The sequence below is a fragment of the Rhodopseudomonas parapalustris genome (assembly GCF_053772255.1).
Map to the genome: position 1 here is coordinate 39,856 of NZ_JAMKBZ010000002.1, position 14,162 is coordinate 54,017.

At 65.6% G+C, this 14,162-nt stretch carries 15 protein-coding genes and 1 tRNA gene; 9 read left to right on the top strand and 7 right to left on the bottom strand.

Features of this window, described 5'->3' with window-relative positions; genetic code table 11:
- Positions 1-24: 24 nt before the first annotated feature.
- A tRNA-Leu gene (locus tag M9H71_RS02200) sits at positions 25-109 on the bottom strand.
- 169 nt (positions 110-278) lie between these two features.
- Here M9H71_RS02200 and M9H71_RS02205 point away from each other — a divergent pair.
- Entirely contained in the window at positions 279-824 is a 546-nt protein-coding gene (locus M9H71_RS02205; protein ID WP_455403704.1) for a disulfide bond formation protein B, read from the top strand.
- Between the two features lie 3 nt (positions 825-827).
- Here M9H71_RS02205 and M9H71_RS02210 read toward each other — a convergent pair whose 3' ends face one another.
- Complete coding sequence (locus M9H71_RS02210) at positions 828-1,907, bottom strand: AbrB family transcriptional regulator (RefSeq protein ID WP_455403485.1); 1,080 nt, start codon at positions 1,905-1,907, stop codon at positions 828-830.
- Positions 1,908-2,076: 169 nt separating this feature from the next.
- Here M9H71_RS02210 and M9H71_RS02215 point away from each other — a divergent pair, with 169 nt between their 5' ends.
- The 4 genes from M9H71_RS02215 (at position 2,077) to M9H71_RS02230 (ending at position 4,413) form a co-directional block, all read left to right on the top strand.
- On the top strand, positions 2,077-2,604 hold the full coding sequence (locus M9H71_RS02215; protein WP_455403486.1) for a hypothetical protein: 528 nt from the start codon (positions 2,077-2,079) through the stop codon (positions 2,602-2,604).
- Positions 2,605-2,762: 158 nt separating this feature from the next.
- Positions 2,763-3,146 carry a CidA/LrgA family protein gene (locus tag M9H71_RS02220; RefSeq protein ID WP_455403487.1) on the top strand — a complete coding sequence of 128 codons (384 nt, stop codon included), beginning with the start codon at positions 2,763-2,765 and terminating at the stop codon, positions 3,144-3,146.
- Positions 3,143-3,865: an LrgB family protein gene (locus M9H71_RS02225; protein WP_455403488.1), complete on the top strand. Its 723-nt coding sequence runs from the start codon at positions 3,143-3,145 to the stop codon at positions 3,863-3,865. The genes M9H71_RS02220 and M9H71_RS02225 overlap by 4 nt, the downstream gene beginning before the upstream one ends.
- 86 nt (positions 3,866-3,951) lie before the next feature.
- Positions 3,952-4,413, top strand: coding sequence for a hypothetical protein (locus M9H71_RS02230; protein WP_455403489.1), 462 nt, complete (start codon positions 3,952-3,954; stop codon positions 4,411-4,413).
- Positions 4,414-4,416: 3 nt separating this feature from the next.
- Here the strand turns inward: M9H71_RS02230 and M9H71_RS02235 are convergent, their stop codons facing one another.
- On the bottom strand, positions 4,417-5,493 hold the full coding sequence (locus M9H71_RS02235; RefSeq protein ID WP_455403490.1) for a carboxylesterase family protein: 1,077 nt from the start codon (positions 5,491-5,493) through the stop codon (positions 4,417-4,419).
- A gap of 189 nt (positions 5,494-5,682) precedes the next feature.
- Positions 5,683-7,377 carry a methyl-accepting chemotaxis protein gene (locus M9H71_RS02240; RefSeq protein ID WP_455403491.1) on the bottom strand — a complete coding sequence of 565 codons (1,695 nt, stop codon included), beginning with the start codon at positions 7,375-7,377 and terminating at the stop codon, positions 5,683-5,685.
- Between the two features lie 286 nt (positions 7,378-7,663).
- Here M9H71_RS02240 and M9H71_RS02245 point away from each other — a divergent pair, with 286 nt between their 5' ends.
- Positions 7,664-8,809: an AI-2E family transporter gene (locus M9H71_RS02245; protein WP_455403492.1), complete on the top strand. Its 1,146-nt coding sequence runs from the start codon at positions 7,664-7,666 to the stop codon at positions 8,807-8,809.
- Between the two features lie 106 nt (positions 8,810-8,915).
- Here M9H71_RS02245 and M9H71_RS02250 read toward each other — a convergent pair whose 3' ends face one another.
- A complete protein-coding gene (locus tag M9H71_RS02250; RefSeq protein WP_455403493.1) occupies positions 8,916-9,800 on the bottom strand; it encodes a LysR family transcriptional regulator in 885 nt (294 codons plus the stop codon).
- Between the two features lie 104 nt (positions 9,801-9,904).
- Between M9H71_RS02250 and M9H71_RS02255 the strand changes: the two genes are divergently transcribed.
- Genes M9H71_RS02255 through M9H71_RS02265 form a run of 3 tightly spaced genes read left to right on the top strand, consistent with a single transcriptional unit; the run spans position 9,905 to position 12,602 of the window.
- Positions 9,905-11,212, top strand: a complete 1,308-nt coding sequence (locus M9H71_RS02255) for a dicarboxylate/amino acid:cation symporter (RefSeq protein ID WP_455403494.1) — start codon at positions 9,905-9,907, stop codon at positions 11,210-11,212.
- Positions 11,213-11,250: 38 nt separating this feature from the next.
- The gene (locus tag M9H71_RS02260; RefSeq protein WP_455403495.1) at positions 11,251-12,090 is read left to right on the top strand and encodes a bifunctional allantoicase/(S)-ureidoglycine aminohydrolase; all 840 of its coding nucleotides are present in this window, start codon (positions 11,251-11,253) and stop codon (positions 12,088-12,090) included.
- Positions 12,087-12,602: an ureidoglycolate lyase gene (locus M9H71_RS02265; protein ID WP_455403496.1), complete on the top strand. Its 516-nt coding sequence runs from the start codon at positions 12,087-12,089 to the stop codon at positions 12,600-12,602. The genes M9H71_RS02260 and M9H71_RS02265 overlap by 4 nt, the downstream gene beginning before the upstream one ends.
- A gap of 50 nt (positions 12,603-12,652) precedes the next feature.
- On the opposite strand, the gene M9H71_RS02270 is transcribed toward M9H71_RS02265, so the two are convergent.
- Together M9H71_RS02270 and M9H71_RS02275 are read right to left on the bottom strand one after the other, a co-directional pair.
- Positions 12,653-13,273, bottom strand: coding sequence for a class I SAM-dependent methyltransferase (locus tag M9H71_RS02270; RefSeq protein ID WP_455403497.1), 621 nt, complete (start codon positions 13,271-13,273; stop codon positions 12,653-12,655).
- 119 nt (positions 13,274-13,392) lie between these two features.
- On the bottom strand, positions 13,393-13,950 hold the full coding sequence (locus tag M9H71_RS02275; protein WP_455403498.1) for an HNH endonuclease: 558 nt from the start codon (positions 13,948-13,950) through the stop codon (positions 13,393-13,395).
- Positions 13,951-14,162: the final 212 nt, after the last annotated feature.

The following is a 14,162-nucleotide window of genomic DNA, read 5'->3' on the forward strand; positions in this document are numbered from 1 at the left end:
ACGAGCCGTTGCGGCTGCCGGAGATGGTGCCCCTGGCCGGGATCGAACCAGCACTCCTTGCGGAACTCGATTTTGAGTCGAGCGCGTCTACCAGTTCCGCCACAGGGGCCTGCGCGGCCGAAGGTTGGTTCGGTTCGCGAAGCGCGCGGACTATAGCGGTCCCGGAATCGGGGTCAACCCGACCCTCGTGCGCCGCTGAAACACCGCGGTTTGATCGGCGCTCGTCTCGACAGCCGATCGGCACCGCGTTAGGACCCCGGCGCATGATGGAGACCGCCGTGAACGCTGATCGTCTCGACACTCGCGGGGGCGCTGCCCGGCAGGCCGATTCGGCCCGGATCGCCGGGGGCGTCGCGTTGACCGTGGCGGTCGTGGCCGTGGCGGCGCTGGGCCTGGCCTGGTTTTCCCAGCTCGTGTTGGAGCTGGCGCCGTGCAAGCTCTGCCTCGAGCAGCGCTATGCCTATTATCTCGATATTCCGCTCGGTTTGCTGGTGGCCTTCGCGGCCTGGCGCCGGGCGCCTGTCTGGTTGGTCGCCGCCGGGTTGGCCGTGCTCGGCCTGATGGCGCTCGGCAATGCCGGGCTTGCGGCCTATCACGCGGGCGTCGAATGGCGCTTCTGGGCCGGCCCGTCCGACTGCTCCGGGCCGATCCTGGATCTCAGCAAGGCCGGTGGCCTGCTTGCGCAGCTCGACACGGTCAAAGTCGTGCGCTGCGACGAGGTGCAGTGGCGCTTTCTCGGCCTGTCTTTCGCGGGCTACAACGTGCTGATGTCGCTGGCGCTGGCCGCACTCTGCGGCTGGGGAATAGCGCGGCTGCGGCGGTAACCTTCAGTCGTCGAGATCGTCCGGGCTCTTGCCGAACAGGTGGACGATGCCGGGCGTGACGATCGACACATAGATGAAGCGCGACAAATGGTGGGCGCCGACGAACACCGGATCGATGTGCAGAGTCAGCGCCAGCGCCATCATGGCGTCCATCGCGCCGGGTGAAAACGCCACCACCAGGTCGTTGAGCTTTACCGGCGTGGTCAGCATGATGGCGACCACGAACACCGCCGAAATCGCGATCGCCACCGCGAACGATCCCAGCGCCGCCCCGATATAGCTGAGGATGGTGCGCGGTTTGATGGCGCCGAATCGTGATCCGATCAGGGTTCCGATTCCGACCAGCGCCGCCAGATAGGCCCATTGCGGCAATGTTCCCTCGACCCAGCCGGCACCGTGCAGCACCGACGAGCCGAGCATGGCACCGAACATCCAGCTCGCCGGAAAGTTCACCAGCCGTAGCAGCATGGCCACCCCGATCGCGACTGCGACCAGGATCGCCAGGACCAGCGGTGTCGCTTCGGGCCCCCGCGAGGGCAGCGGGCCATGGCCGGCCATGCCGATCAGCGCCAGCAGCAACGGCACCGCGCTGGTGAGGATGATCACCCGCATGACCTGAACGACGGCGATGCCCGGCACGTTGGCTTTGCGTTCGGTGGCCAGCATGATGATCTGCGACAGCGCGCCCGGGCTGCCGGCGAGCAGTGCCGAGGTGCGATCCCAGCCGTGGACGCGCTGCAGGTAGATACTGCTGCCGAAAGTGGCGCAGAACGTTGCCACCGCGAGTAGGCCGATCGTCACCGGGTAGGAGCTGAGATTGTGCACCATGGCGGGCGACACCACAGAGCCGAGTGAAACGCCGAGCGCCATCAGCACGATGTGCGACAGCGGCGGTGGCAGCCCCATCTTGCGTCCGGCAAGACCGGCTGCGCCGACTGCGATCATCGCGCCGGTGATCAATCCGCCAGGGAGTTGTGCCCAATAGAACAAGGCGCCGCCGGCACAGCCGATCGCGACGGTCTCGACGACTTGGAAGGTCTTGGACCGCCACGTCGTGGCGGCCAGCGCTGGATTTCGAGGCACGCGACCTTATTGCAAATCATTATACCGGCGGCAATTGCGTCCGGCGCGCGTGGCCATTCCGGCTGCGCGGGGCGCTCGGTGTCCCTCGTTGCTGGTAATCGGATCGCAATTGTCAGTTGCATGCCGCGAGATAGAATGTCGACGGGTGGCATTCCAGGGAGATGGGACGATGAGAGTTCGAAGCTATCAGACCGGCGCGGCGCTGCTGATTGCGGCTGCGCTTACAATATGGTCCGGCGGGACGCCCGCGCAGGCGCTGACCGCGCAGGAATGCAGCGCGAAGTATCAGGCGGCCAAAGCCGACGGCAGCTTGAACGGGCAGGGCTGGAACGACTTCCGCAAGGACCATTGCGGGGCCGCAGCGGCGAGCGGCGATAGCAAGGCGGCCGAAGCCAAGCCGGTGGAGTCGAAGCCCGAACCGAAGCCGGAGGCTACCAAGTCCGAGGCGACCGACGCCAAGCCTGAGAAGAAGTCCAAAGCGAAGAGCGTCGCCGCACCGGCCGTGCCGCAGGGGCCCGCGGTCTATCCGACTGCGGTGGATCCCAAATTCGCTCAGGAAAAGCCGTCGCTCGCCCGGCTGCACACCTGTGCACAGCAATGGAAAGCCAACAAGGCGGCCAACACCACCGGCGGTTTGCGATGGATCCAGAAGGGGGGCGGCTATTGGAGTGAATGCAACAAACGGCTGAAGGGCTGATCTCGGACGCCGACCGGGCGAAGGTGCTTCGTGGCCTCCCCATGCATGATGCGAAGGCGCCGGTATCGGCCGCATAGCAGCCGTTCCGGCTCCCGCAATTGACAGGTTCCGGCGAAGCCCGCATCGGTGCACGCGATTTTCCGCGTGGGGGGAACCTGATGATCGCCAGTCTTGGCCTGATCCTGCTGTGCCAGCTCGCCGGCGAAGTGATCGCTCGCGGGCTGGGCTTGCCATTGCCGAGTCCGGTTCTTGGCTTGATGTTGCTGTTCGGTTTGCTGGTGGCGCGCGATTACATCAAGCCGCTGGCACGCGGACCACTCGGTAACGGCGGTGTCGAGGATGCCTCCAAAGGTATGCTGGCGCATCTGTCGCTGCTGTTCGTGCCTGCGGGCGTGGGCGTGATCCAGCAGCTCGACATGATCACCGCCCACGGCGTCGCGATCATGCTGGTGCTGGCCGGCTCGGTGTTGATCACGCTGGTGGTCACAGTGGTGACGTTCGTGGTGGTGGCGCGGCTGTTGTCGCTGTGGGTGCCCCGATGAGCGCCAATCCGTTCTCGTTGTGGGTGTATCTGTCGCAGACGCCGCTGCTGTGGCTGACGGTGACGCTCCTGGTCTATGCGGCGACGGATGCGGTGTCGCAGGCGACCGGGCGCAATCCGCTGGTCAATCCGGTTCTGCACGCGATGTGGATCATCGGCGTGTTCCTATGGGCGACCGGAACCTCCTACACGACCTACTTTGGCGGCGCGCAGTTCGTGCACTTTCTGCTTGGCCCCGCCACCGTGGCGCTGGCCGTTCCGCTCTACGAAAACCGCAAGCTGGTGCTGGCCGCGATCCTGCCGATGGTTTTGGCGCTGGTGGTCGGCTGCGTCACGGCGATCGTCTCGGTGGTCTGGCTGGCCCAACTCGCCGGGCTACCGGAGACGGTGGTGCTGTCGCTGGCGCCGAAATCGGTCACGGCCGGCGTCGCAATGGGTATCAGCGAGTCATTGCACGCCGATCCGTCGCTCACTGCGGTCGCGGTAATCCTCACCGGCATCCTCGGCGCCATTGTCGTGTCGCCGCTGATGAACCGGCTCGGAATTCGCGACTACCGAGCCCGCGGTTTTGCGGTCGGCCTCGCCTCGCACGGCATCGGCACCGCGCGTGCGTTTCAGGTCGATGCCATCGCGGGCGTGTTCGCCGGCATCGCGATGAGCCTGAACGCACTGATCACCGCGCTCCTGGTGCCGGTCCTGGTGACTCTGTTGGTGCGCTGAAGTGCGCGTCGCCGCAGTGTGATTTGCCGCCGCCGCAACCGCCGCGTTACGCTTGCGACCACCATCATCAGCCGAGGATGTCGCGAATGTCCGATGCTTCTGTGCTGCCCGTCTCGCACGCCGCCGCTCCGTTGCGCTGGTCGATGCCGCGTCCGGTACTGGTGATCGCGGCGGCGTTGGTCGCGGCTGTTGCGGCGGTGCTGGCCTCGCCCGATGCGGCCACGATTGGGCTGGCCCAGCGTGATGCCGAGCTGGTGTTGCTGCTGCGCTTCATGGCCGGCGTGAAGTCGCTGCTGGCGCTTGCCGCGCTCGGCGCTGTGGCCTGGCGGCTGGGATATCCTGCGTCGCCTTTTCTGAGTGCAGCCTACGTGCTGGCGCCTGCCCTGATGGTCGCGGCACCGGTGCTGATCTGGCAGATCGCGCCGACTGCTCTCGGCGCCGGCCTGTTTCACGGCGGTTTGGCGCTATTGTTGCTGGCTGTATTCGCCGATCGTGGCCGGGCATCGGAATTGGCCCGGCAGACTCTACTGGCGCGGCGCGGCACTTGAGCGTTACGCCGCCGGCACCTTCAGCCAATCGAGCAGCGCGGCGTTGGCCTCGCGCGGATAGCTGTGACTGAGGTCGGCGATCTCGCGGTAGCTGACGTCGGCACCGGCCGAAACCAGCGCCTCGTGCGCCTGCCGGGCCACCTCCACCGGAAACATCCAGTCATGGCGGCCGTGCACGATCTGGATCGGTAGGCCGCGGAGCCGCGCGGCGTCTGCGGCGCCGGCGAGCAACGGATGAAAGCTTGCGGCGATCGGTGCCAGATGGGTGAAAGGCGAGTCGCTGGTCAGGCCGGAAACGTAGCAGAAGGTGCCGCCATCGCTGAGGCCGGTGAGCAGCAGCCGGGACGAGTCGATCCGCCAATGCGTCCGCACCTCGTCGAGGATGCGGGCCAGATTTGGCGAATCGACATCCTCGCCCATCAGCGCCCAGGTTCGCCCGGTTGCGGTCGGCGCCACCACGATCGCGCCGCGGCTGCGGGCGTCACGCAGCCAGCTCCAGAGAAACAGCCGACCGTGACCGCTGCCGCCATGTAACGCCATCACCAGCGGCCATTCACGCTCGGAATCGTAATATTCCGGCACATAGAGCGAGTAGCCGCCGCGGCTGCCGGGATCGTTGAAGCGATGAAACGAGCCGCTGTCGGGATGTTTTGGCTGTATCAGTCGCGCCAGCAGCGTCTCGTCCTGCTGGCTGGCCGGATCGAGGAAGAAGCTCGACACTGGCGGCAGCGTCGCCGCCAGCGGATACAGTGCCTCCAATGCCTGCGGCAGGTGTCGGAGCGCGCGGAACACGTCGACGAGATCGCCCTGGCCGGCGTCGACTGCGCGCAATCCGGCGAACGCGGCGAGCGCCAGATCGCCAGCGCCCTGCAGCGGGCCGCGCAGGTGGGCGAACGTCTCCGGCCAGTTCGCAAGCCGCGGCAGTTCGGCGCGCAGCGCGTCCTCGGGTGTGCCGGCCAGCTTCAGGAGATCTCCGAATTCCGGCGGGTGCAGATAACGCGCCACGAAGCCGAGCGATTCGAGGGTCTGCAGCAGCGGGGGCAGCAGCGCCACGATATCGTCCACCACAACGTCGCTCATCGCGTCCCTCCCGATCGCACCGCAGCGGTCGGCGACGAATGGCAACGACGCAACTGCGAGGCGTCGAGATTGTCAGTCGTCAGCGGCGATGCAACCGCAAATTCGCTCGGGCCAGAAATCTTGGGGCCATGAACAACGCCGCGCGACTGCTGCCGCGCGGCGTGGATCTGTCGAGCTATGGGCTGTGGCTCAGGCCGCCCGCACGGTTTCCAGGAACCGGGCGACCTCGTCCCTGAGGCGACTGCTGTCCTGCGACAGCGATTTGGCCGCCGACAGAACCTGCCCCGAAGCCGTCCCGGTTTCGGTCGCGCCGCGCTGAACGTCGGTGATGTTGGACGACACTTGCTGGGTTCCCTGCGCCGCTTGCTGGACGTTGCGCGAGATCTCCTGCGTCGCGGCGCCCTGCTCTTCGACCGCCGACGCGATGGTGGAGGCGATTTCCGACATCCGCCCGATGGTCAGGCCGATTTCCCTGATGGCGGCCACCGACTGGTCGGTCGCGGCCTGGATTCCGGTGATCTGCTGGCCGATCTCGCCGGTCGCCTTGGCGGTCTGCTCGGCGAGCGCCTTCACCTCTGCGGCGACCACCGCGAAACCGCGGCCGGCGTCGCCGGCACGGGCCGCTTCGATGGTGGCGTTGAGCGCCAGCAGGTTGGTCTGTCCCGCGATGGTGTTGATCAGCTCCACCACGTCTCCGATTCGGGCCGCGGCGGTCGACAGCATGCCGACGCTGTCGTTGGTCTTGCGCGCCTGATCGACCGCATCGTTGGCAATTCGCGCCGACTCCTGGACCTGGCGGCTGATCTCGGAGATCGAGGAAGACATTTCCTCGGTCGCCGAAGCCACCGACTGCACGTTGGCGGAGGCCTGTTCGGATGCCGCCGCGACCGCGGTGGTCAGTTCCTCGGCGTGGCCGGCGGTCGCGGTCAGCGTTCCGGCGGATGCCTCCAGTTCAGTCGACGCCGACGACACCGTCTCGACGATCTGACCGATTGCGGTCTCGAACTGGCGGGTTGCGGAGTCGACGCGCTGGCCGCGAGCGATTTTGGCCTCGGCCTCGCGTGCGGCGGCTTCGTCGGCGGCCTTCTTGGCGATCAGCGCTTCCTTGAAGATCTGCAGCGCATCCGCCATCGCGCCGATCTCGGTGCTCACACCGCGATAGGGCACGTCAGCCGAGAGATCGCCTTGGCCTAGCGCCTGCATCGGTTTGATGATCGAGCCGATGCCGGTCGTGATGTCCCGGATCACCATGACGCTCGCGACGACACTGACTAAGACCGCCAGGGCGAGGATCGACAATACGATGAAGAACGCCGAGCTGTAGGTCGCCGCCGCCGCGGCGCTGGCATCGGCGGCACCCTTGTTGTTCAGATCGATGTCTTTCTGGAAATCAGCGTCCATCCGCACGCCGAAGGGAACCATCGTCTTGGTCAGCAGATTCATGCCCTCGACGGAAATCTGGCCGTTGTTGGCCTTGCGCGAAAGCTCGAGCAGCTTCGGCGCCATGGTTCGATACTTGTCCCAGGCCTCGACCCAGGTTTGGTAGATCTGCCTCTCTTCGGGCGACGAAATCAGCGCTTCATAGCGTTTCTGGGCGCTCTTGATTCGCTCCTCGGTGGTCTCGATCTGTCTTTCGATGGAGGTCATCGCGGTGTCGTCTGTTTCCAGGAGGTGGTCGCGAAGCCTCATGCGATACTCGAGGACCTCCGCCCGCATCTGGCCGAGCAGCGTCACCGTCGGCAGCCAGTTTGTGGTGATCTCCGTCGTCCTGGCATTCATTGTACTCAGCTTGAGCAGACTGAGCGCGCCGAGACCGGACATCGCGATCAGCAGTATTGCAACCAATGACGTGACCTTGGTGCGGATCGAGATCCTTGAAAGCATGGCCTGATTTCCGATTTCCCGACGCCTGGATGATCGTTGCTGCACGCAAGCGGTAGGACGTCGACCGGTTGCGCGTGATCGCGGACGAAGCGTCTGTCGGACGTCGTCGCGTGCGAAGAAGCTTTGGATGGCTCTGCTTGTTGCAAGGTTAATACTGCACTCCGTACCAATACGAGGCGTGATCTCGGCGACCGCTTTTACTGGCCGCCTCAGTTGTGTAAGCCAGCCGGAGCCAAATGCAGCCTCGACCGTTATGCGAAACGACGACGCGAAGGGAATGTTGTGAATGCGTGCCTCGGAGAACAGCTTTTTCATTCTGCTGCTGATCGGGGCGACCGTCCTGTTCTGCTGGATCTTGTGGCCGCTGTACGGAGCTGTGCTGTGGGGCGTGGTGATCGCGATTCTGTTTGCGCCGTTGAACCGCGGCCTCAATCGCTCCTTCGGCTTCCGGCGCAATCTCGCCGCCCTGACGTCGGTCGCGATCATCGTGCTGATGGTGCTGCTGCCGCTGTCGCTTATCGGCGCGGCGTTGGCGCGGGAAGCGGCCGCGACATACGCGAAGATCGAATCCGGCAATCTCGACTTGCTCAACAAGATGCGCGAATTGATGGCGGCGCGGCCGGACTGGCTCGGCGATCTGCTCAACCGTTTCGGCGTCGGCAATCTGTCCGATCTGCAGGAACGGCTGTCGGCGGTGCTGCTGCGCGGCAGTCAGTATCTGGCGGGGCAGGCGCTCGACATCGGCCAGAGCACCTTCGACTTCACCGTCAACCTGTTCGTCATGGTGTATCTGTTGTTCTTCCTGCTGCGTGACGGCGATCTGCTGGCCGGGCGGATTCGCCGTGCACTGCCGCTCGGCGTCGATCACCAGACCCGGCTGCTCGACAAATTCACCGTGGTGATCCGCGCCACCGTGAAGGGCAACATGCTGATCGCCCTGATCCAGGGCGCGCTGGGCGGGCTCGCCTTCTATGTGCTCGGCGTCAGCGGCGCGCTGATGTGGGCGGTGGTGATGGCGTTTATGTCGCTGCTGCCGGCCGTCGGCGCCGGCATCGTCTGGCTGCCGATGGCGCTGTATCTGATCGCCACCGGTTCGCTCTGGCAAGGCATCGGGCTGATCGTGTGGGGCTCGCTGGTGATCGGCATGGTCGACAACTTCCTGCGTCCGATCCTGGTCGGCAAAGATACGCGGATGCCGGACTATGTGGTGCTGATCTCTACCCTCGGCGGACTTGAAGTGCTCGGCCTGAACGGCTTTGTCATCGGCCCGGTGATCGCCGCGATGTTCATCGCAACCTGGGACATTTACTCGTCCGCGCGGCAGGAGGCCGGCAACACGCCTTCAATGGGCGCCGGTGCCGCCCCAGTGGAGATCGAGCCGGCGCCTGCTATTTCCGGCCCGACCGATCGCAGCGCGCCGCCTGCGGCCTAAAGGGGAGACCGTGCAGGGTTCGCGGTCGATTGAGATCGGAAGCGTGTCCTCGAACCACGACACCTCCTGTCGGCTGTGGCGGCGCCAACGGTCTGCCGGTGGTCGGTCATCCGGTGTCCTTCCCGGCGAGGGTCTGGACCAGCGCGACGAACTGGCGCGCGAGCGCGTTGTTGGCGCCGGTGGTCAGCGCGTGGACGTCCGCCCGGATCGGCGGACCGGCGATCGGCCGATACACCACGTCCTGATGCGCCAGCTTGCTGACGAATTCCGGGATGATGGCGATGCCGAGGCCCGCCGCGACCAGACTCGTCAGCGACGCCGACTCGATCGCCTGATGGGTCACGCGCGGCGCGTAACCCGCCTCGAAGCAGCACTGCCACAGATATTTTGCGAACAGCGAGTCTTCGAGGCGCAGGAACACGAAGCTCTCGTTCCTGAGGTCGGCGAGCGTGACCTTCTTGGCCGACAATGCGTGGCCCTTCGGAAGAACGAGCCGCACCGACTCCCGCCATGCCAGTTCGCTGGAAATATCGACGTCCTGCGGCGGGGTGCGCAGGAAGCTGACGTCGGTCTGCCCGAATTTGAGCGCCGCAATCTGCCGGTCCGGCGACATCTCATGGATTCGAAGGTCGACGTCCGGGCAGCTCAGGGAGAACTGCTGGATCGCTCGTCCCAACGGGCCGGTGAGCACCGATCCCGTCAGTCCGACATTCAGGATGCCCGCCGTTCCGGCGCCGATCGAGCGGGCGCGCTGAACGGCGGTCTCGGCCCGGTCCAGAATTGCGAGCGCCTGCTGCAGGAAGTCTTCGCCGGCGCGTGTCAGTGCGACGCGGCGGGTGGTCCGCTCGAACAGCGCGGTTCCGATCTCGGTCTCCAGGTCCTTGATCTGCTGACTGAGCGGCGGTTGCGCGACGCCGAGGCTATCCGCGGCGGCGGTGAAATTCAGGTGGCGCGCCACGGCGACGAAGTAGCGGAGATGGCGGATTTCCATCGGCTAATAATATGTAAATCGTCTCAATAAAGACAGACGAAATATTTGACGTCTAGAAACTCAGCAGTGATTGTTTCGCAGGCTCCAGATCCGGGAACATTCCGATGAAGCGGTTTTTCGCGTCGCTGTTTGGGCAGGTGGTCGCCGCCCTCGTGCTTGGTGTCGTTGTCGGTGCGCTGTGGCCTGAGGTCGGGGTCGCGCTGAAGCCGCTCGGCGACCTGTTCATCAAACTGATCAAGTTCGCGATCGCGCCGCTGGTGTTCGGCGTCGTCGTCCACGGCATCGTCGGTGCCGGCGATCTGAAAAAGGTCGGGCGCGTCGGGCTGAAATCGCTGATCTACTTCGAGGCGGTGACGACGGTGGCGCTCGCGCTCGGCATCGTGCTGGCCTACGTGTTCCAACCAGGCGCCGGCATGAACGTCGATACGGCGACGCTGGATGGATCGCTGCTCGCGGGCTACAGCAGCCATGTCAAGGAAGTCACCGGCTTCACCGACTTCCTGATGCGCCTGGTGCCGACCACCTTCATCGATGCGTTCGCCAAGGGCGACGTGCTGCAGGTGCTGATCATCGCTATCCTGTTCGGCGCCGGCCTGTCGCTGCTCGGCGACCGCGGCAAGCCGCTGGCGGACAGCATCGAGCGGGTCACCGAGGTGCTGTTCAAGATCATCGGCATCATCGTCAGGCTGGCGCCGCTCGGTGTGCTCGGTGCGGTGTCGTTCACGGTTGCGAAATACGGTATCGGATCGCTCAAGCAGCTCGGCATGCTGGTCGCCCTGTTCTATGCCGGTGTCGCGCTGTTCGTGTTCGTGATCCTCGGCGGCATCATGCGACTGGCGGGCTTCAGCCTGATCAAGCTGCTGGCCTACTTGCGCGAGGAGCTCACGGTGGTAGCCGGCACGGCGTCGTCGGACAGCGTGCTGCCGCAGGTGATGCGCAAGCTGGAGCGGCTCGGCATCAAGGACTCGACCGTCGGTCTGGTGATCCCGACCGGCTATTCGTTCAACCTCGATGCGTTCTCGCTGTATCTGACGCTCGCGACCGTGTTCATCGCGCAGGCCACCAACACGCCGCTGTCGTTCGGCCATCTGCTGGTGATCCTCGGCATCGCGCTGCTCACCTCGAAGGGCGCTCACGGCGTCCCCGGCTCGGCGATCGTAGTGCTGGCCGCAACGCTGTCGGCGGTGCCGGACATTCCGCTGATCGGCCTAGTGCTGGTGCTGTCGGTCGACTGGTTCGTCGGCATCGCCCGTGCGCTCGGCAATCTGGTCGGCAACTGCGTGGCGACCGTGGTGATCGCCGCATGGGAGGGCGATATCGACCGGGCTCAAGCGAAACGCGTGCTGAACGGCGAGGTCACCACCGATACCGCGGCGATCCTGGATGCGCCGGTCGCGGAAGCCTCCGCCTGACGGCGGGGCTCCTAAAAAGAAACCATGGGAGAGGCCCGATGAACGCCCCAACCTACAACCCGGTCTGCGGCGGCCTACCGCCCCAGACCGCGCTCCATACCGGTCGCGCGGTGTTCACCGAGGCCTATGCGGTGATCCCGCATGGCGTAATGAGCGACATCGTCACCAGCCTGCTGCCGGGCTGGACGAATACCCGCGCCTGGATTCTGGCGCGGCCACTGTCCGGTTTCGCCGAGACCTTCGCGCAATATCTGGTGGAGGTCGCGCCCGGCGGCAGCAGCGATCATCCGGAGCCGGATCCGCAGGCCGAAGGCGTGCTGTTTGTGGTCGGCGGGGCGCCGAGCCTCGATCTCGGCGGCAACACCCACGCGCTGCACCCCGGCAGCTACGCCTATCTGCCGCCCGGCTGCGGCTGGCGGCTGCGCAATGCTGGCAGCGAGCCAGCGCGCTTCCACTGGATTCGCAAGGCCTACGAGCCGGCTCCCGGGCTCGATGCGCCGGAAGCCTTTGTGACCCACGAGTCTGAGATCGAGCCGGCCGGCATGACCGGCACCGGCGGCACCTGGGCGACGACACGCTTCGTCTCGCCCGACGATTTGCGCTACGACATGCACGTCAACATCGTCACGCTGCAGGCCGGCGCCTCGATCCCGTTCGAGGAAACCCATGTGATGGAGCACGGGCTGTTCGTGCTCGAAGGCAAGGCGGTGTATCGGCTCAACCGCGACTGGGTCGAGGTCGAGGCCGGCGACTTCATGTGGCTGCGGGCGTTCTGTCCGCAGGCCTGCTACGCCGGTGGTCCAGGCCGCTTCCGCTATCTGTTGTACAAGGACGTCAACCGGCATCCGGCGCTCGGCCGCAAAGGGGTGGGGCGATGACCGGCACGAGCACGGCGCGAACGATCATCGCGCAGCCGCTGACCGCGGCGGCGTTCGCGCCGTTCGGCAAACCGATCGACACCGCCCAGGTCGCCTCGCGGCCGATGAATGCCGGCATGGCTCGCCGCTTTCACGACCTCGCCGAGATCGACGTCACCGGCGAGGGGGCTCGGGTGGTGATCGGCCTGGTCGAAGCGCAGCCCTACGCGCTGCCGCTGCGGTTGACCCTGGTCGAGCGCCACCCGCTCGGCGCCCAGGCGTTCGTGCCGTTGAACGCCGCGCCGTTTCTGGTGGTGGTCTGCTCCGATGAAGCCGGCAAGCCCGGCGCGCCGCAGGCCTTCGTCACCCGGCCGCACCAGGGCGTCTGCTACGCCCGTAACATCTGGCACGGCGTCCTGACGCCATTCGGAGCCGTGCAGGACTTCGTGGTGGTCGACCGCGGCGGCCCAGGTGTGAACCTGGAAGAGCACGTCTTTGCGGAGCCGTGGATCGTGAACCTGCCGGCGAGCTGACTTCGCCGCTCGATAGGAGAGGGGCACGCCAGACATCGCGTGGCCAATGGCTACTGCCTTTCCAACGTGATGCTGTATCCGAACACATTGCCGACGCAGCGCAGCTCGCGAAATCCCGCGGCCGAGACCCGCTCCCGCACGCGGCGGCGGGAGACGTAGTGCGGATCGAACACGCTCTCGGCGACCAGCAGACGGCCGCCGGGGCGCAGCATGCGATGCACCGAGGGAAAGATCTCGGTGCCGCTCGGAAACTCGCCGAGGGCCATCACCATCACGGCCGCATCCAGCGAGCCCGCCGCGACGGCCGCTTCCCGCACGTCGGCTCGGAGCAGGCGGATATTCGTCAGCGCCTCGGCCTCAGCCTTGGCGGCAACCTTCGCCAGCATGCCGTCCTGCACATCGAGTGCGGTCACCTGGCCGTTGGGTCCAACGGCCCGTGCCAGCGGGAGCGTCACCCGTCCGGGACCGCAACCGATGTCGATCGCATGGTCTCCCGGGCGCAGCTGCAATTGCGCCACGACCTGTTCGGAGCGCGTGGCGCGCGCCAGCGGGTTTTCCATCTCCACCAGCCAGGCGATCTCCGACGGACACGGCAATACCGTCCGCCTGGACGCCATCCGCCAGCCGATCCAGAGGGCCGGCGGCACCAGCAGAACAAGAAAACCCAACATCACCGATCCGTTCGCAAGCGACTTCGAACGTAGCAGTGCAGCCTGTCGGAGGCGGTGTAAAGCAAGCCGGAATTCTGCGCCGGCAGGGCGAGACGAGACGCTTCCGGGCCGAGGGCGGACTACGGGTCCAGCTCGGTGTCCCAGTACAAGTAATCGAGCCAGCTCTCGTGCAGATAGTTCGGCGGGAACAGTCGGCCGTTGCGGTGGAGCTGGTGGACTGTCGGGGCGAACGCGGTCTGGCGTGGGAACATCTTGGCTTGCTCGGGCGTCAGATTGCCCTTCCGCAGGTTGCACGGTGAGCAGGCCGCGACGACGTTCTCCCAGGTGGTCTGGCCGCCCTTCGAGCGCGGGATGATGTGATCGAAGGTGAGGTCGTCCGGGGCGCCGCAATATTGGCAGACGAACCGATCCCGCAGGAACACGTTGAACCGGGTGAAAGCCGGATGCGTGGTCGGCTTGACGAAGGACTTCAGCGACACCACGCTGGGGAGCTGGAAGTCGAGGTTTGGGCTATGGACCGCGCGGTCGTAATGGGCGACGATATTGACGCGATCGAGGAACACCGCTTTGACCGCGTCCTGCCACGACCAAAGCGATAACGGATAGTAGCTGAGCGGCCGGAAGTCCGCGTTGAGCACCAGCACCGGCCAACCGCCATGTGAGACATGCGCGTTCAAGAAACGCTCCTGACCCCCGTCGATCGACGCTGCGAAGCAGCATGCGAAGGCATACTACAGTCAGCGTGACGGCCTTGTGAAGGGCGATGCAGAAATGTCCCTCCCGCAGGGCGGGATTTCAGCCCAAGCCAGAGCGTCTAAGCAGCACGCGTATTCCAGAAACCCGTCGCTTTAGAGGTGTTTGTTCCATTTTTACCAGCCGCGTTGACGGG